The sequence below is a fragment of the Larkinella fluvii genome (assembly GCF_051857545.1).
Taxonomy (GTDB): Bacteria; Bacteroidota; Bacteroidia; order Cytophagales; family Spirosomataceae; genus Larkinella.
In genome coordinates this window covers 52,240-69,621 of the sequence record NZ_JBPZHB010000004.1, presented here as the reverse complement: position 1 = coordinate 69,621, position 17,382 = coordinate 52,240, and the positions used below count along the sequence as shown (strand labels likewise).

Sequence of the window (17,382 nt, the reverse complement as noted above, 5' to 3'; positions counted from 1 at the left end):
GTTTTCGGTGCAGAATGCCGACCGATGCCGTTCCAAAAAATCGTCTATTTTCCCAGCCATTCTTTCAGCTCCGCAATCCGGTCTCCGCTGACGAACGCTTCCAGCCGGGATTTAGGTTGCAGGTCGAGCCGCCATTTCCCGGCCGAATAGGTGTAAATCGTCTGAATGGCGGACAAGGTCACCAGAAACTGCCGACTGATCCGAAAGAATTGTTTGGGGTTGAGCAGCGTCGTTAGCTTGTCCAGGCTGTAATCGACGGGTAGCGTTGCGCCGTCTTTGGTCACCAGAAACGCCATACGTTCATCGAGGAAAAAATACGCAATTTCGCTCGTTTCCACACTCCGGATTTTCGAACCGACGGTAATCATAAACCGGTCTTTGTAGGTCGTTTCCTTGAATGCCCCCAGCATCCGAACGAGCGCGTCCATATCCGGTACCGCCATCGGAGCAGTTGGGGGTGCCGACGAAGATGGTTGAGCAAAGTGCTCCTTCAATTTTTTGTATTTGGTAATGGCGGCAACCAGTTCGTCGTAACTCAGTGGTTTCAGCAAATAGTCGATGCTATTGACCTTAAAGGCCTGAATCACATACTCATCGAAAGCCGTCGTAAAAATAATCGGCGTCGTCAGCTTCACCTGCTCGATGACCCGAAACGCCAGACCGTCCTGCAAATGGATGTCCATAAATACCAGATCCGGTTTTTCCGGCTGGGGTTGGCTGAACCAGGCCACAGCTTTTTCGACCGATGGCAATGTAGCCAGCACCCGGATTTCGGGATCGTAGCGATGCAGCAGACTTTCCAGTCGCTGGGCCGTCAGTCTTTCGTCTTCCAGAATAACTACCTTCATGCGATAAGCGGAATTTTAACCACGAAGGCGCCGTCCTGCTCACCCACCCACACGGGTTGGTCGGTCAGGAGCGCGTAGCGGTTGATGATGTTTTGTAAACCCACCCCCGTCGATTGTTCCAGTTGCTCGCGCGGCTGAATCCGGTTCGAAACTACGAGGTACTCGCCCTCGGTTTTGATCCAAACGTGCTGCGGCATTTCGGGCGTCATCCGGTTGTGTTTCACCGCATTTTCGACCAGCAGTTGCAAGGTCAATGGCGCGATGCAATATTGATCGACGGTCTTTTCAGGAATGTCGATCAGGACGTCGAAACTGTCTTCAAAGCGGATTTTGAGCAAAAAAGTGTAGGATCGTATGAAATCCAGTTCGGTTTTCAGCCGTACTTTGTCGTTGTCCTTTTGCTCCAGAATATACCGATAGGCCCGCGAAAGCTGGTCGATAAACTGTTCCGACAAATCGGCATCGACATGGACCAGCGATGAAAGAATGCTCAGGCTGTTGAACAGAAAGTGCGGGCTGATCTGGTTTTTCAAAGCCGCAAACTGGGTCAAAACCGCTTCTTTCTCCAGCCGCTCCGCGCGAATCTGAATGTCTTTTAGTCGTCTGTTGGCCCGGCGATTGGCCGACAAATAGAAGATCGACAGCATGATCACGATGGACAAACCGTTGTTGGATCGCTCGAAAAACTCCCAGCGGTGTGGCCGATTGGGCGGCTCCTCCATCGGTGGCTGGTCTGAAGCCGACCGGTGGCTACCCACTTCCGGTCGCGGAATGAACCGGACCAATTGATGCCGGGCCTGATCACCCGCCAGATTCAGCCCCATGCCGGCGGTAATGGCCAGCAACAACGCCAGCACCTGCATCGGCAACTTAAAATCGACCAGAAACTCTTCACCAAACCGGATGGACGTCCGATCCAGAATGATTTCCGTGATGTAAATCCAGACGTAGTAGATCGCAAACGTCACCACACCCTGCCCCAATAGAAACGGCAGGGATTGCACCAGAAACGGCCAGTTTCGTTCCGGCAGGTTGACATACAACAAAATGGGGTAATAGATAACCAGCACGCTCAAAGCGAGTTGCGCAATCTGGCGGGAGGTTAACCGGTAGGCCGTTTTCGGATTCATGCACCGCGAAGGTCCATCATAAGGCTGGTAATGTAAAAAGAAAATTGCAGAGTACGGTTTTTGGAGGTCCGAACCGGTTGTTTGAGGAGCAGAATCCAACTTCGCCCCCCCCCGAAGCCTGAAAGGCTTTAATCACTAGCCCCGGCGGTAGGCCGGGGGGGCCGGGGGAATACGCCGGGGGAATCGGGGCGATATGCCGGGGGTCGGGGCGATATGCCGGGGAACCGGGGCGATATGCCGGGGGAAACCGGGGCGATACGCCGGGGGAACCGGGGCGATATCCCGGGAAAACCGGGGCGATATCCCGGGGGAACCGGGGCGATATGCCGGGGGAAACCGGGGCGATACGCCGGGGGGGCCGGGGGAATACGCCGGGGGGAACCGGGGCGATATGCCCGGGAATCGCGGAGGAACGGAATCTCGCATCACACACAACAACCCCTCCCCGAATTCCGATCCTACCCATGCCCACGCCCCCCCGGCCTACCGCCGGGGCTAGTGATGAAAGCCTTTCAGGCTTTGGGGTTTTAGCATTCTGTCGCGCTGAGTGCCAGGCCGGCTTCTGAGGTTTCTTTGTATTTGGTGGACATGTCGCGTCCGGTGGCTTTCATGACCTTGATAACGGCATCCAGCGAGATTTTCTGGTTGGCGGGCGTTCCGGCGGTGGCCAGCAAAAAAGCATTGTAGGCTTTGACCGCGCCCATCGCGTTGCGCTCGATGCACGGAATCTGGACGTACCCGCCAATCGGGTCGCAGGTCATGCCGAGGTGGTGCTCGATGCCGATTTCGGCGGCCGCTTCGATGGCTTCAATGGAATGCCCGGCGCATAGGGTCAGAAAAGCCGCTCCCATCGCCGACGCGGTGCCGATTTCGCCCATGCAACCCATTTCGGCCCCCGAAATGCTGGCGTTGTGTTTCACCAGAAAACCGACAGCGGCTGCGGCCCACATGCCCGCCCGGAGGGTTTCCTTGCTATAATGAAAATGGTGTTTGGCCAGATAGGTCAATCCCGGAATCACGCCCGATGCGCCGGAGGTCGGGGCGGTCACGACAATACCGCCAGCCGCGTTTTCTTCCGAAGCCGCCAGGCAATACGAGTTCAAAAAGATCAGAAAACTATCCGACGACTGGGCCAAACCCCGCGCCTGCTGAAACAAAACCGGTGCTTTCCGTCGCAGTTTGATCGAACCCGGCAAGGTTCCGGTATGCCGCAGGCCCCGCCGGACGGCCTTGTGCATGAAGTCCAGAAGCTGGTCGATCCGCAGGTTGATCTCTTTGGTCGAACGGCCCGTTACGGCGGTTTCGTTCGCCAGCATCAGTTGCTCCAGCTTCAGTTGATGGTCCGCCAAACGGGTTTTCAATTCCTTCATCGTCTGATACTTATACGGCAACTGGATGGCAGATTGATCGACGGCTTCTTCGCCTTTTCGGAGAATAAAACCGCCCCCAATCGAGTAATATTCCTCTTCGTAAAGCCCGTTTCCATTCGACACCAGCTTGAATACGACGGTATTGGCATACGGCGACTCGTACTTTTTGCGCTCAAAATGAATGGAATTCGCACCCAGGTCAAACGTCCGGCTTCCGACCACCACCGGATACGTCACCGCCGGATCTTTCAGCATCGCCATCAAGGCCACCGGGTCGGTCGATTCGGGTTGCCAGCCCAGCAAACCGGCCACAATGGCGCGGTCTGTGCCGTGGCCTTTGCCGGTTGCACTCAGTGAACCATACAGATGAACATGAATTGAATCTGCGGATTCTACCGTGGCCTCGGGAAGGTGCCGCAACCGCTCCAGAAAATCATAAGCCGCCTTCATCGGACCAATCGTGTGCGAACTCGACGGGCCGGGGCCGACTTTAAACAAATCGAAGATGGAAGTGGTAATGGGCGAATTATTCATGAAATAGCGTCAGGAATGTCGATGAAGTTGTATATTTCCGAACCTTTTTATGGGTAACCGGTGGCTTTTTTGTCATCATTAAGAAATCAATAGCACGATTCGTGCTTTCCTAAACCGAATGAAACGTTTTTTATTCCCTGCGGCTGTTCTGCTGGCGGCTTCGTTGACCGCGGCCCGGTTCTTCTCCGACGCCCTCCAACCACCCGCTTCCTCCCGCGAATGGCCCGAATACCTCGGCGGTCCCGACCGGAACCATTACTCGCCACTCGACCAGATTAACGCTTCCAACGTCGGTAAGTTACAAATTGCGTGGGAATATCATTCCAAAGATTCGGGGCAGGTGCAGTGTAACGCCATCATTGTCGACGGAACGTTATACGGCATCACGGCTTCCTGTCAGGTGTTTGCGCTCGATGCGGCAACGGGACAGGAAAAGTGGCGGTATAAAGAAGCCAACAAGGGCGGAGTCAACACCACCCGGGGTGTCACCTACTGGAGTAACAACGACGACAAGCGCATTCTCTTCGCTTCCGGCTCCAACCTCTGCGCCGTCGATGCCCGAACGGGCATCCTGATTCCCAGCTTTGGGACGGATGGGAAAGCCAGCCTGAAAGCCGGACTTGGTCCCACCGCTGCCGATAAGTTTGTCATCTCCAATACACCCGGAACGATCTTTGGCGACGTCATCATTATGCCGTTGCGGCTCTCCGAAGGCTCGGATGCAGCCTTGGGCTACATTCAGGCTTTTAATGTGAAAACCGGAAAAATCGCCTGGGTTTTCCGGACAATTCCGAACCCCGGCGAATTCGGCTACGAAACCTGGCCGAAGGACGCCTATAAAAATACCAACATTGGTGGAGCCAACAACTGGTCGGGCATGGCCATCGATCGCCAGCGCGGCATTGTGTATGTTCCGACCGGCTCGGCGGCTTTCGACTTTTACGGCGGCAACCGCAAAGGCCAGAACCTGTTTGCCAATTGCCTGCTGGCCCTGGACGCCAAAACCGGGAAACGCATCTGGCATTACCAGTTTGTTCACCACGACATCTGGGACCGCGACCTGCCCGCTCCGCCCAATCTGATTACCGTTAAAAGTCAGGGCAAAACCGTCGATGCTGTGGCGCAGATCACCAAAACCGGACACGTTTTTGTTTTTGACCGCGTAACCGGAAAACCGCTTTTCCCGATTAAGGAAACGCCGTATCCGAAATCATCCTTGCCCGATGAATACACCTGGCCAACGCAACCGGTTCCGACCAAACCGGCACCTTTTTCCCGGCAGACCATTTCCGAAGCGGATTTAAGCCCACTCGCCGAAAACCGGGATTCGTTGCTGGCAACCTACCGACGTTCTAAAGTCGGCCCGTACCAACCGCTCGGCAAAACCCCGACGCTCGTTTATCCCGGTCTGGACGGCGGGGGCGAATGGGGCGGTGCCGCCGTCGATCCCGATGGCATTATGTACGTGAATGCCAATGAGATGGCGTGGCTGTTGAGTCTGCGTGATACGCCGAAAGACGAAGAACTGGCCCACCTGAGTCCGGGCGAAAAACTGTATACGCTCAACTGTGCGGTTTGCCACCGGCCGGACCGCAAAGGCAATCCGACCAGTGGTTATCCGTCGCTGGTCAACATCGGGCAACGCCGGGATCGGGAGTTTGTCAGTAAACTCATCACCTCCGGCAAAGGCATGATGCCCGGTTTTACGCGGTTTTCCGAATCCGAAAAACAGGCGCTGACGGCCTTCCTGTTCGGTGATGAAAAGGTAGAAGCAACCTCCGCGAAACCCGGCAAAAAGGAACCGTATGTACCCTATAAATTCAATGGCTACACCAAATTCCTGGACAGCAAAGGCTACCCCGCCATCCGCCCGCCCTGGGGAACGCTGACCGCCATCAACCTCAACACGGGTGAACACCTCTGGCAAAAACCGTTCGGCGAACTGAAGGAACTGACCGCCAAAGGCATTCCGCAAACCGGGGCCGAGAGCTACGGTGGCCCAGTCGTCACAGCCAGCGGTTTGCTGTTCATTGCCGCCAGCAAAGACGGCATGTTCCGGGTCATCGACAAAAAAACCGGGACGGTATTGTGGCAAACTGAACTCCCGGCGGCTGGGTATGCGACGCCCAGTACGTACGAAGTGAACGGCAAACAATACATCGTCATCGCCTGTGGCGGCACCAAGCTGGGGACGAAAAAGGGCGATAGTTACGTCGCCTTTGCGTTGCCGTAGGCTCGATCAGGAAAAAACCGCCGTGTAATCCCGCACAAAACTTTTGAAATCGCGGGGCGGCTTACCCGTCACCTCCTGAATGGCCGAAGAAACCGCCGAAGCTTCCCCGCGGGCATAATGGGCGTAGTCTTCAATCAACCCGTCGGCCTGCCATTCGGGAAAACCCACGGAGTGCAACGCCTGCCGCAAATGGGCGGGCGGCACATCGATGTAAAGAACCGGTCGGTCGAGGACGTCGGAAAAGTGAGCCGCCATCTGCTGATGCTTCAACCCTTCGGGGCCGGTCAGATCGTACGTTTTGCCTTCGTGGCCCGGCTTGGTTAAGGCTTCGACTGCCACGGCGGCAATGTCCCGGATGTCGACGATGCTAATTCGGGCATCTCCTGCCGTGGCAAAGAATTTCCCCTGGTTCACGATGGGGTCGCGGAAACCCAGCAGGGTCTGCATGAACAGATTCGGGCGAAGAAAGGTAAACAACAGTCCGGATTCACGGATTTTTTGCTCGATGGCGGCATGATACCGCAAAAACCGGACGGGCGAATGAAGGTCGGCGGCAAACTGGGAAAGTTTTACAAGATGCTTTACACCAGTTTGTTGCGCCACTGCAACGAAGTTCATTTGCAGCGTTTCCGCCTGTTCCGACGAGTTGGTGAGCAGAAAAGCCCGTTCGATACCGTCCAATGCGCGAACCAGGCTTTCGGGATCGTTCAAGTCGCCGACCACCGGTTCGGCACCGTCGAGTTGCGCCAGCGTTTTGGCATTTTCCAGAGAACGCACCAGTGCGCGGAACGGGATGCCTTTGGCGGAAAGTTGGGTGGCGAGTTCGGAACCAATCGTGCCGGTGGCACCCGTAATAAGAATCGAAGGGGAGGTTGATTGTGTCATGATTGTGTTGGTTTGATCGGACAAATTTCAACCTTCTTTCCCGCCCAAAATTGTAAGAAAACGAAAGAGCGGGCATCCGTCACCCCGACGAACACCCGCTCCTTTTAGCACGGTTCCTTACTGGGTTGCCAGCCTGGCCCGGATTTCGCGCAAGGTCTGTTCTTTCAGCAACTGGCCATCTTTGAAGACGGTTTCCAGCAACCCCGTTCCTTCTTTTTCCCAACTCACCTGGTCTTCCATCACCGTCGTACCGGTTTCGTCGCTCACCAAACGAATCAGCCCTTTCGCGCTTTTCTTCGTTCCGTCATCGGTTTTGGGATCTTTGAAAATCGCGCGTCCTTCGCCGTTCACTTCACCATACGTGGCTTTCACGGCAAACCCGAAGGTGTCGCGCGTCACGTACTGGTAGGTGTAACTTCCGATGCCCAGCACCACGTTCGTGGAAGCAAACCCTTTCTGGTACAAGCCTTCACAAATGGCCTGGCAGCGTTCGAGGTTGATGCTGTCGCCGTAAATCAACCCGATGTGAGAGTCCAGCACCTTGAAGCCTTTATCCGTAACGGTTCCGCCAAAAACCTCCCACAGACATTCGATGGCTCCTTTGTATTCCGGGGTTCCTTCGCGGGCATCCGGATCACCGCAGATGATTTTGATCGGGTCTCCACTGTCGGGGCGAATCACCACCTTGCCGTCGCGGGCCAGAATGAGCGGTTTTAGCTGGGGCAAATACCCGGTAATGACCTGCCAGAAATCCCAGGTATCGGACACGATGCTGACCACGCCTTTCGGGTACACATCCTGAATGAGCCGCCGGAAAGTTTCAATTTCGCCATCCTGCATCCCCATACACATCACCGAATGTTCCGTCGCCGGAACGCTCCCGCCGATCAGTTCGGTGTCGGAGTTGGCACCATAATACTGTTCCAGAAAATCCAGGGCGGGAATGGTGTCCGTTCCTGTAAAGCTCAGTAAATGAGCCGCTCCACTCAACAAAGCCGCTTCGAGACCGCCCATCCCGCGAAAACTGAAATCGTGGCCCTGCCAGGGGACAAACGCCGGATCACCACCTGTTATTTCGGCATAGCCGTCCAGGATTTTCCGGTATTCGAAGGCCGTTGTCGCACTGGTGCAGGGCAACCACAGGATGCACGACAGGATGGTTTCCAGAAAATTAGTCAGCCAGAATTCTTCGGGGCGGGTGTTTTTGAAGGTAAACATCGGCATCCGCATCGGCACCCGCGTTCCTTCCGGAACGGCTTTGATTTCGAGCGGCAAATAGCCCAGATCATGTAACTTTTCAATGTGATCGTAGGTAATCGCACCCGGCCCCAGGTAGCTTTCGATCCGGCGTTTGTATTCGGCCACGACGGTTTCTTTTGGGCGGGCGAAGAAATTCCGGTTGTAATCCTCGATCAGGTATTTTTTGATAAAGTACTGTAAGCCAAAGAAAACCACGCGATCGACCTGCTCAAGGCGGCTTTTGCGGGGGGTCCAGTTCGAATAGACCAGTTCAGTTCCGGTGGGGTATTGACGACGGTGGTCTACTTTGTAACCGTCGGAAAGATTGAGGGTCGTCATTGGTTGGAAAGGTGTGGTAAAAAGCTGGAAAATGAGACTTGATTCAGAAGAGGATGGGTGATTTCGCGAATGGAATCCGTCGTAAAAACCCGTTTGAACGAGGTCGCCAGCGGCTCAAGGCCCCGGCTGAAAATCCCGTGGCTGACCATCAGGTACAAATCACCGGCCCCGTGTTTTTTGAGTTCATCGGCCAGGCCCACGAACGTGCCCCCGCCGTCGCAGATGTCGTCCACGATGACGCAGGACGCGCCTTGCAAATCCGGCCCCGATACAAGAAAGCCCGACAAATCGCCGGTTTTGACATCCCGCCGTTTGCTGCATTCCACCACCTCCATACCGCCCAGGGCTTCGGAGAGTTTATAGATTTTCTTTAACGCACCCCCATCCGGTGCAATCAGTTTACAGTCACCGATCTGCGTAAGGCATTGCGCAACAAACCGGTGGTTGTCAATCACTTGAACCCTATCAAGTAAAGCGGGCGTTACGTCGGAATGGGGATCGAAAACCGTAATCTGGTAATACTGCTGGGCATTCAGCAGGTCGGTGTAGACTTTAACAGTCAGCGGTTCGCCCGGCACCATAACCCGGTCCTGACGCGCACCGGGGAAATACGGAACGAAGAGGCTGATGCGTTCGGCACCGGCCCGGCGCAGGGCATCCGTTGCCACCAGAAGCAGGCCCACATCCTGAAACGTGTTCAGGCGGGTCGTGATCAGTACGCTGGTTTCGGCCAAAGGCCCGCTTAATTTCAGGTGTGGTTCTCCCCCATTGAAAGTGAACGCCTTGAACGGCACGGACGGACCGTAGGGCTCAAAACCGGGAGAAAGGTGTAGATAAATCATTTTGCGTATTTTTTACGCAAATCAACAAAACAAACTACATAGTAACTACATTTTGCGGTTTTTATTTGCCAACTGTTGAGCAAACGGTAAACCGTTCGTTCAAAGCTCGAAGTAAAAACCGCACTCTTTCATCTTAAAGTACTGATTTTCATTAAATTGAAACAGATTCGCCGGACGCCCTTTCCCATCGGATCGTTTTTCGTTCAATTCCGTCAACAGCCCGAAGCTCAACACCTTTTTCCGGAAATTGCGCCGGTCGATGGGTTTGTCGAGAATCGTTGCGTAGAGTTTTTCGAAGTCCGAGAACAGAAATTTCTCGCTGAGCAACCCAAATCCAACGGGTTCATACCTCAATTTGCTGCGCAGACGCTGCAAGGCGTGTTGAATGATTTCGGCGTGGTCGAACGCCAGATCAGGTAAGTCCCGAACGTCGAACCAGCGGACATCGTCAGCATCCGTCGAAGCGGCAATGGCAAAGGCTTCCGGCTTCACGAGGGCATAATAGGCAACGGCAACCGTCCGGAAACGGGGATCGCGATTGGGCTGGCCGAAGGTATAAAGTTGTTCCAAGTAATTAATGGTCACATTGGTTTCTTCGCTCAACTCGCGGTGAACGGCGGCTTCCAGGCTCTCGTTATCCAACACAAAACCGCCCGGCAACGCCCAGCCCCCCCGATACGGTTCCAGCTTTCGCTGGATCAACAGGAGGTGCAGGGCCTGGTTTCGATACCCGAAAACCACGGCATCGACGGCTACTTTTATCGTTTGGTGAATAGTCATACCGGGGCAAGTATACGACAAAAATTACGCATCCGGCCCGGCGTCTTAGCGAGTGGTCATCCGGAAAAGCCCGTTCTACTTACAATTTCAGGCTTTTGCGATACAGTCCCGGCGTTTGTCCCGTTCGCTGTTTGAATACCTTGTTGAAGTGCGACAGGTTGTTAAAACCGCTTTCGTAGCAGACATCGCCAATGCTGCGGTCGCCGGTCAGGAGCTTGCGGGCCTGGGTGATGCGGAACTCGTTGACAAAATCCGTGAACGTCATCTGGGTCATTTTCCTGAAATACCGGCAAAAAGCCGGCACCGTCATGTTTGCCAACGAAGCGACATCCTGAATGTCAATGGGTTGAATGTAGTTGGTTTCCACAAATCCATAAATGCGATTGATCCGCTCCTGCTCCCGGCCGTTCAGATCGAGGCTGATGCTTTCGGCGTTCAGGATCTGGTACTCGGTCGAAACCGCCAGTTGCTGAAAAATGGTCAGCAACGCCAGCATCCGTTCAAAGGGTGGCAGCGTCACCAGCGACGCGACCTGCTGCCCCACCTGCTGCTTGGTTTGCCCGTAAAATGACATGCCCTGGTGCGCCCGCTCGAACAACCGTCGAATGGCCTCCATTTCCGGTTTTTGCAGAAAATCCTTCCCCAGAAAATCTTCGCGCATCTGCACCACAATTTCCTCAAACTCCCCGACGATTCCGTGGCTAAAATTCAGGTGCGGCAAATTCGGCCCTAGAAACACCAGTTCACCATCCGAATAGGTAGAGACGTGGTGACCAATGTGGCGTTTGCCATTGCCGCGCGGAATGTACACGATCTCGTATTCGGGGTGGTAATGCCAGTAAACCCAGCAACTGTCCGGCTGGGTGTGGTGCATCAGCCGGAACGAACTCCCGAATTCCGGTTCTATTTTTTCAAACTGCGGTTTCATTGTTTAGGATCGAACAGATGCACTGTTAACATTTTGGAAACATGATATTGGGTAAATAAATCAACGTAGCACCAAAATAAGATAATTAAACGAAAATAGAAGTGAAAAAACCGCCTTATTTTTGTAACCAGAATGAATCAGAATACAATGAACATAACACTCGACGAAAAACCGTCAACCACACCAAGCCTCCTGCAAAGCCTTCAAACGTTTTTTACCAATCCGCAGGCGCGGGCTGTCGGACTCGTTTTCACCACGGAAAGCCTGTCACTGGGCGGTTGGGTGGCGCATATCCCTTACGTCAAAGAAAAACTGCACCTGACCGACGCCGGTTTGGGCATGGTCCTCTTTGCCATGCCGGTCGGGCTGCTGCTCATGAACCCCTTAACGGGCTGGATCATTGCCCGGCTGGGGGCCGCCCGAACCTGTTTTTTGAGTGCGTTGGTGCTGTGTTTCAGCACCTTGATCCCCATTAATGCCCCCAACGTAGCCCTGATGGCCTTTGGCTTGTTTCTGGTGGGGCTGAGCGCGGCCTTGCTGAATGTGGCGATGAACACCTGCGCAGCCGATGTCGAACGGGAACAAAAGATTCTGATCATGTCTTCCTGCCACGGTATGTGGAGCCTCGGCGGTATGGTTGGTTCGCTGCTGGCCGGCATTCTGATTGCCATTCACGTTTCGCCCTCCATCCACATGCTCGCCGTCACCATCGCGCTACTCCTGCTGACGATTGCGCTGCGTCCCATCCTGGCGACGATCCCGGCGCAACCACCCACCGAATCGTCGGCGGCTTTCGTGAAACCGAATATGCTGCTGTTGCTCATGATTTTCATTGGTCTGGCCGTTGCCATGGGCGAGGGAGCGGCTCTCGACTGGAGTGCCGTTTACCTCCACGAATCAACCGGTGCCTCCAGCCAGATTGCCGCGCTGGGTTTTGGCTGTTTTTCACTGGCGATGACGATTGGCCGGTTCATGGGCGACGCCATCATTCCGCGTTTCGGAGCCAAACGCATCCTGAGTGTGGGCAGTCTGGTAGCGGCTTCGGGGCTGTTTCTGGCCATTCTGGTTCCGGTTCCGTTGGTGGTGCTGGCGGGATTTGCCCTGCTGGGCGCGGGTTGTTCGCTGATTGCGCCCATATTGTATACGGCTTCGATGCGCGTTCCGGGCATTCCGGCAGCCACCGGTCTGGCCACTTTTGCGACCTTCAGTTTTATCGGTTTTCTGGCCGGACCGCCCGTCATCGGTTTTGTGGCCGAAGCCTACGGGCTGGCCTATGGACTGGGTCTGGTCGTCGTCGTGCTGTTGCTTTCTGCTTTCATTTCACGAAAAGTAAACGTCTGATAAAACTAGGACTTTCGCATTCTGCCCCTAAATCCCCTAAAGGGGACTTGGACGCAGCTTAATCCGGATGCTAAAAGTCCGGCAGCGGCCGACCGTCCTTTAGGGGATTTAGGGGCAGAATGCGAAAGTCCTAAAAACATTCAAAACGCGGTTTCACCGCTCCATTCTCTACATTCACTCATGAAAGCTGCCATTTTTGACATGGATGGTGTCATTGTCGACACCAATCCCCACCACCGACTGGCCTGGCGCCAGTATTTTGAACGATACGGAAAACCGCTGTCCGATGCTGATTTTGTCCAGTACGTTTCGGGTAAACACAACAGCCAGATTCTGACGCACCTCTTCACCGATCGCACGTTGTCGGATGCCGAATCCCGGCAGTTGGCCGCCGAAAAGGAAGCCTTGTTTCGGGAATTGTATCAGCCCGACATTTCACCGGTGGCCGGTTTAACCGACCTTCTCCAATCGCTGCGGAATGCCGGTATCTTGACCGCAGTCGGCACCTCGGCACCGCTCGAAAACCTCGATTTTGTGATGGATGCGCTGGATTTGCGTTCGTGGTTTACGGTTTTACTCGACGAAAGCAAGGTCAGCCGACCGAAACCGGACCCGGAAATCTACCAAAAAGCGATGGAACTGCTGGGCGTTGAACCCCACGAGAGCGTCATTTTTGAAGATTCAACCACGGGCATCCGGGCGGCCAAAGCTGCGGGCGCTTATGTGATCGGACTGGCCACCACGGACTCGGCCGAAGAACTGCTGCGAGTGGGAGCCGACGAAGTAATCCGTGACTTCACGGAACTGACGCCCGACCGGTTTCAGGAATTGGTCAGCCGCTCGGTCCCGGTTTGATCGGTTTTTAAGACCGTAACCGGATCATTCAAATGAATACTGCCGCCCCGAACAACCCGCGCCGTAAGCCCGCCGTGGCCGCGCATGGCGTTGTAACCGCCCGGCCCCAGGTTGGTTTCCATGCGTGAACAGGGGTGACATTGTCCGGTAATTTCCAGAATAACCGCATCGCCGATCTGAATCTGATGGTCTTTCAACGCCAGCAGGTTCAGCCCGGCGATCACCAGATTTCTCCGCAGCAAAGTCGGGTCGAGCGATTCACGCCCGGTCAGGGCGGCCACCACCGGCAGGTGTTCGGCCTGAATCAGTGTCACATGCCGGTTGCCGCTCCGCCCGCTGTAGTGATCGCCCAGCAGTCCCTTCTTCTCCGAAACTTCGACTTCACGAACCACTTCGATGGCACCGTGTTTCTGCGGCCTAATCCCCAGCCACTCTACCTGCCCCGAACGGGGAAAGGTTTCCAGTAAAATCTTCAACTGATTTTCCACAAATTCTACGCTTGATGGACTGTGAAGGTATTGATTTTTCCGCATAGAGATGAATATGACGTATAGATGTTACGGCAAATTACTACTAACGGTTACCCTACAGTCCCAGCTATTTTTTTGTACAATTCAAATACAATAACCCATACGATCCTCAAATACATTTTCAGTAACCTTTCCAAAACAGGTTTAAATATTTAATGATTTTATATTAAAATATAGAATTTTAAAAAAATATTGTTCTATTTAAGACCAATTATTCCAAATATTGTGTTTATTTTGAAATAATCAGTCCAGAACTGTACCTAACCTATTTTTCACTTACTCTATTAAATTCTATGACAAAATGTGTACAACTCACATTTTTCCTGCTACTCTGTGCCTTCCTGAGCCACGCTCAGCAGAAAGCCATTCGTGGTAAGGTCATTACGGCCGAAGAACGCACGGTTTTGCCGGGCGTGACGGTGTCGGTCAAAGGAAACCAGCAAATTGGAACGGTGACCGGCGCACAGGGCGAGTACCAGATTAACGTCCCGGCGGGTGCCACCACGCTCGTTTTCTCCTCCATCGGCTTCCAGACCCAGGAAGTGACCATCGGTTCCCAAACCACCATCGACGTTTCGCTGCCAACGGACACCAAGCAGTTGACCGAAGTCGTCGTCACCGCCGTTGGGATTACCCGGGAAAAGAAAGCCCTGGGCTACTCGGTGAGCACCATCAACAGCAGCAAAATTGCCCAGATTTCGGAACCGGACCCGCTTCGGTCCCTCTCGGGAAAAGTGGCCGGGGTCAACGTACAGGGATCGGGCGGGGCCGCCGGTGGTTCGACCAACATCACGATTCGCGGAAACTCGTCGCTTTCCAACAACAATCAGCCGCTGTTCGTTGTCGATGGAGTGCCGTTCGACAACTCTTCGTTTCTGACCGATGGCGGTCAGCAGGGCGGGGCGAGTTTCACCAACCGCGCCTTTGACCTCGATCCCAACAACATCGAGTCGATGACGGTTTTGAAAGGGGCAGCTGCGGCAGCCCTCTACGGTTCGCGGGCGGCCAATGGGGCCATCATCGTGACGACTAAAAACAACCGCAAGAAGTCAAAAAAGGGCCTGGAGATCACGTACAACACTTCGTATTCGTACGAGAAACTCGCCAAAGCACCGGAATACCAGACAACGTATGGTCAGGGAACCGAGTGGGACACGCGCTACGGCGTATTTGGAACCTGGGGAGCACCCTATTCTCAGATCGACTCCATCCTCCACCCCATCGGCGTTCGTCTGCCAACGGTTTTCCCGGAATTGGCGAACAAAAAGGTCAAATACGAACCGTTTGGTCAGCAGAACTTTGAGAATTTCTACGAAAACGGCTTTGTCTACGAAAACGCTTTCAGTGTGTCGGGGGGCAACGAAAAAGCCAGCCTGACCGCCGGTTTTTCGCGGACGGCCAACAAAGGGATTGTTCCCGAGAATAAAATCAACCGGACCAGTTTCAACATCGGCGGCAATGCGCAGTTGGACAACGGCTTCTACCTCAACGGGTCACTGACGTACGTAAACATCGACCAGCGCTCCCCGCAGCTTACGTCCAGCATCGGGAACGGCCCCTCGGCCATCGAAATTCTGCCGTGGACGCCCAACAGCTACGACCTGACCAACTACCCCAACACCAACCCGCTGACCGGCGGCAGTGTGTATGACCGGGTCGGGATCGACAACCCGTACTGGTCGGTAAAAAACAGCCCGTTTACGAGCAAAGTGGACCGGTATTACGGAAAATTCACCCTCGGATTCGATCCGTTTTCGTGGTTGAATGTCCAGTATACGGCGGGTTTCAATGCCTACACCGACCGTCGCCGGAGCGTGAACGGGAAGAATGGCGAGATTTATCCAAACGGAAACGTCACCGACGACAACATCTACCGCCAGGAACTTGATGGCAACCTGCTCATTACCGCAACCCGGGATTTCGGACCGGATTTCAGCTTGCGGGCCATCATCGGCAACAACGTCAACCAACGGCTGACCGACCGCCAGCTCGTGTTTGGCGATGGGATTATCGTGCCGGGCATCAACGATCTCGACAACACCCGGATTCAGCAGACGTTCGGCGGAAACCTGATCAAACAGCGGTTTATGGCGTTTTTCGGGGATTTTCAGTTGTCGTACCGCAACTTCGCCTTCCTGAACGTGGTCGCCCGGAACGACATTTCCTCGACCCTCCCAAAAGGAAACCGGAGTTACTTTTATCCGGGCGTCAACGGCTCGTTTGTTTTCACAGAACTCTTCAAAACCAACCCGGCGATCCTGTCATTCGGTAAAATCCGCCTGGGTTACGCCGTGGTCGGTAACGAAGCCAGTCCGTACCAGACCCAGACGGTTTACAACATCAACCCGTCGTTCACGCATCCCGGACCGGTCGACATTCTGGCCCCGTTCAACGGCGTCAACGCAATGACCTACAGCAACCGGCTGGGCAGTGCGACGCTGAAACCGGAGTTTATCCGCGAATTTGAAGCCGGTACCGAATTGCGTTTTCTGAAAGACCGCATCGGAATCGACCTGACGTATTACCGCAAGATCAGTACGTCCCAGATTTTCACGGTCGATGTCGCACCGTCGTCCGGTTATCTGACACGGGTGGTGAACCTCGGAAAAGTGCGCAACGAAGGCATTGAACTTGGTCTGGACATCACGCCGATCCAGTTGTCCAACGGGTTCAAATGGAACATTTACACGGCTTTCACCCGCAACCGAAACCTGGTGCTGGATCTGGGTGGCGCAACCGAACTCTATTACAGCCAGGCGAATGCAACCAACACGATCGGCAGTATGCACATCGTTGGCCAGCCCTACGGTTTGATTCGGGGCAGCTATTACCTGCGCGACGACGAAGGCAACCTGCTGATCAACCCGGCCACCGGCAAAGCCATTCTGGCGGATCGTCAGGGACCGGTCGGCAATCCGAACCCAAAGTTCACGATGGGAATCACCAACACCTTTACCTTCAAAGGCTTCACGCTCGGTGCGTTGTTTGACTGGAAACAGGGCGGTGATCTGCTGTCGGTTTCGGTGGCCGAAATGCTGAGCCGGGGCATCACGCGCGACAACGAAGACCGCAACAAGGTGCTGGTGCCGGTGGGCGTATTGGGCGATCCAAACACCAAAATGCCCATTTTGACGGCCGACGGCCAGAAACAACCCAACAACATCCCGATTTCGGTCAACGAATATTATTTCGGTACGGGTGCTTTCAGTGGCAGTCAGGGAACCGCCGACGAGTTCCGGGTTTTCGACGCGACGGTTTTCCGCCTGCGTGAAGTGTCGCTGGCCTACCAGATTCCGGCGCTCTGGCTGGCGAAAACGCCCTTTGGATCGGCAACGATTTCGCTCAGCGGTCGCAACCTGTGGTACAAAGCTCCCAACTTTCCTAAATACATGAACTTCGATCCGGAAGTAAATTCACTGGGTGCGGGCAATGCCCAGGGCTTCGAACTGGTGGCAGTTCCAACCACCAAACGGTATGGCGTCAACCTGCGGTTTACGTTCTGATGCGGTTTTCTCTCCAACATTTACC

Annotated in this window: 14 protein-coding genes; 5 read left to right on the top strand and 9 right to left on the bottom strand. The window is 54.5% G+C overall.

Going from position 1 to position 17,382, the window contains the following annotated elements; genetic code table 11:
• Positions 1–44: 44 nt before the first annotated feature.
• Positions 45–848, bottom strand: a complete 804-nt coding sequence (locus ACS5NO_RS10615) for a LytR/AlgR family response regulator transcription factor (RefSeq protein ID WP_439415132.1) — start codon at positions 846–848, stop codon at positions 45–47.
• On the bottom strand, positions 845–1,978 hold the full coding sequence (locus tag ACS5NO_RS10610) for a sensor histidine kinase (RefSeq protein WP_439415131.1): 1,134 nt from the start codon (positions 1,976–1,978) through the stop codon (positions 845–847). The genes ACS5NO_RS10615 and ACS5NO_RS10610 overlap by 4 nt, the downstream gene beginning before the upstream one ends.
• A 193-nt stretch (positions 1,979–2,171) precedes the next feature.
• On the opposite strand from ACS5NO_RS10610, the gene ACS5NO_RS10605 reads away from it, so the two are divergent.
• The gene (locus ACS5NO_RS10605) at positions 2,172–2,477 is read left to right on the top strand and encodes a hypothetical protein (RefSeq protein WP_439415130.1); all 306 of its coding nucleotides are present in this window, start codon (positions 2,172–2,174) and stop codon (positions 2,475–2,477) included.
• Between the two features lie 28 nt (positions 2,478–2,505).
• Here the strand turns inward: ACS5NO_RS10605 and ACS5NO_RS10600 are convergent, their stop codons facing one another.
• A complete protein-coding gene (locus ACS5NO_RS10600; protein WP_439415129.1) occupies positions 2,506–3,882 on the bottom strand; it encodes an L-serine ammonia-lyase in 1,377 nt (458 codons plus the stop codon).
• A 118-nt stretch (positions 3,883–4,000) separates the two neighbouring features.
• On the opposite strand from ACS5NO_RS10600, the gene ACS5NO_RS10595 reads away from it, so the two are divergent.
• Entirely contained in the window at positions 4,001–6,115 is a 2,115-nt protein-coding gene (locus ACS5NO_RS10595) for an outer membrane protein assembly factor BamB family protein (RefSeq protein ID WP_439415128.1), read from the top strand.
• 6 nt (positions 6,116–6,121) lie between these two features.
• Here the strand turns inward: ACS5NO_RS10595 and ACS5NO_RS10590 are convergent, their stop codons facing one another.
• The 5 genes from ACS5NO_RS10590 to ACS5NO_RS10570 all read right to left on the bottom strand — a co-directional run bounded on the left by ACS5NO_RS10590 (position 6,122) and on the right by ACS5NO_RS10570 (position 11,128).
• Positions 6,122–7,000: an SDR family oxidoreductase gene (locus ACS5NO_RS10590; protein WP_439415127.1), complete on the bottom strand. Its 879-nt coding sequence runs from the start codon at positions 6,998–7,000 to the stop codon at positions 6,122–6,124.
• A gap of 117 nt (positions 7,001–7,117) precedes the next feature.
• Positions 7,118–8,578, bottom strand: a complete 1,461-nt coding sequence (locus tag ACS5NO_RS10585) for a nicotinate phosphoribosyltransferase (RefSeq protein ID WP_439415126.1) — start codon at positions 8,576–8,578, stop codon at positions 7,118–7,120.
• Positions 8,575–9,420, bottom strand: a complete 846-nt coding sequence (gene prs, locus ACS5NO_RS10580) for a ribose-phosphate diphosphokinase (protein WP_439415125.1) — start codon at positions 9,418–9,420, stop codon at positions 8,575–8,577. Before prs ends, ACS5NO_RS10585 begins: the two co-directional genes overlap by 4 nt.
• Before the next feature lie 99 nt (positions 9,421–9,519).
• Positions 9,520–10,200: an NUDIX hydrolase gene (locus ACS5NO_RS10575; protein ID WP_439415124.1), complete on the bottom strand. Its 681-nt coding sequence runs from the start codon at positions 10,198–10,200 to the stop codon at positions 9,520–9,522.
• A 79-nt stretch (positions 10,201–10,279) separates the two neighbouring features.
• Complete coding sequence (locus ACS5NO_RS10570) at positions 10,280–11,128, bottom strand: AraC family transcriptional regulator (protein WP_439415123.1); 849 nt, start codon at positions 11,126–11,128, stop codon at positions 10,280–10,282.
• A 132-nt stretch (positions 11,129–11,260) separates the two neighbouring features.
• Here ACS5NO_RS10570 and ACS5NO_RS10565 point away from each other — a divergent pair, with 132 nt between their 5' ends.
• The gene (locus tag ACS5NO_RS10565; RefSeq protein WP_439415122.1) at positions 11,261–12,469 is read left to right on the top strand and encodes an MFS transporter; all 1,209 of its coding nucleotides are present in this window, start codon (positions 11,261–11,263) and stop codon (positions 12,467–12,469) included.
• A 180-nt stretch (positions 12,470–12,649) separates the two neighbouring features.
• Positions 12,650–13,324: an HAD family hydrolase gene (locus ACS5NO_RS10560; RefSeq protein ID WP_439415121.1), complete on the top strand. Its 675-nt coding sequence runs from the start codon at positions 12,650–12,652 to the stop codon at positions 13,322–13,324.
• Here ACS5NO_RS10560 and ACS5NO_RS10555 read toward each other — a convergent pair.
• A complete protein-coding gene (locus tag ACS5NO_RS10555) occupies positions 13,291–13,857 on the bottom strand; it encodes an MOSC domain-containing protein (RefSeq protein WP_439415120.1) in 567 nt (188 codons plus the stop codon). The two genes, ACS5NO_RS10560 and ACS5NO_RS10555, sit on opposite strands and share 34 nt — an antisense overlap.
• Positions 13,858–14,147: 290 nt before the next feature.
• Between ACS5NO_RS10555 and ACS5NO_RS10550 the strand changes: the two genes are divergently transcribed.
• A complete protein-coding gene (locus ACS5NO_RS10550; RefSeq protein WP_439415119.1) occupies positions 14,148–17,357 on the top strand; it encodes a SusC/RagA family TonB-linked outer membrane protein in 3,210 nt (1,069 codons plus the stop codon).
• Positions 17,358–17,382 lie beyond the last annotated feature (25 nt).

What these genes read in the sequence shown, in the direction of transcription:
- ACS5NO_RS10610 (WP_439415131.1), bottom strand. Translation starts at nt 1,978, where the DNA reads ATGAATCCGAAAACGGCCTACCGGTTAACCTCCCGCCAGATTGCGCAA.
- ACS5NO_RS10605 (WP_439415130.1), top strand. Translation starts at nt 2,172, where the DNA reads ATGCCGGGGGTCGGGGCGATATGCCGGGGAACCGGGGCGATATGCCGG.
- ACS5NO_RS10595 (WP_439415128.1), top strand. Translation starts at nt 4,001, where the DNA reads ATGAAACGTTTTTTATTCCCTGCGGCTGTTCTGCTGGCGGCTTCGTTG.
- ACS5NO_RS10600 (WP_439415129.1), bottom strand. Translation starts at nt 3,882, where the DNA reads ATGAATAATTCGCCCATTACCACTTCCATCTTCGATTTGTTTAAAGTC.
- ACS5NO_RS10550 (WP_439415119.1), top strand. Translation starts at nt 14,148, where the DNA reads ATGACAAAATGTGTACAACTCACATTTTTCCTGCTACTCTGTGCCTTC.
- ACS5NO_RS10570 (WP_439415123.1), bottom strand. Translation starts at nt 11,128, where the DNA reads ATGAAACCGCAGTTTGAAAAAATAGAACCGGAATTCGGGAGTTCGTTC.
- ACS5NO_RS10565 (WP_439415122.1), top strand. Translation starts at nt 11,261, where the DNA reads ATGAATCAGAATACAATGAACATAACACTCGACGAAAAACCGTCAACC.
- ACS5NO_RS10555 (WP_439415120.1), bottom strand. Translation starts at nt 13,857, where the DNA reads ATGCGGAAAAATCAATACCTTCACAGTCCATCAAGCGTAGAATTTGTG.
- ACS5NO_RS10575 (WP_439415124.1), bottom strand. Translation starts at nt 10,200, where the DNA reads ATGACTATTCACCAAACGATAAAAGTAGCCGTCGATGCCGTGGTTTTC.
- ACS5NO_RS10615 (WP_439415132.1), bottom strand. Translation starts at nt 848, where the DNA reads ATGAAGGTAGTTATTCTGGAAGACGAAAGACTGACGGCCCAGCGACTG.
- ACS5NO_RS10590 (WP_439415127.1), bottom strand. Translation starts at nt 7,000, where the DNA reads ATGACACAATCAACCTCCCCTTCGATTCTTATTACGGGTGCCACCGGC.
- ACS5NO_RS10585 (WP_439415126.1), bottom strand. Translation starts at nt 8,578, where the DNA reads ATGACGACCCTCAATCTTTCCGACGGTTACAAAGTAGACCACCGTCGT.
- ACS5NO_RS10560 (WP_439415121.1), top strand. Translation starts at nt 12,650, where the DNA reads ATGAAAGCTGCCATTTTTGACATGGATGGTGTCATTGTCGACACCAAT.
- prs (WP_439415125.1), bottom strand. Translation starts at nt 9,420, where the DNA reads ATGATTTATCTACACCTTTCTCCCGGTTTTGAGCCCTACGGTCCGTCC.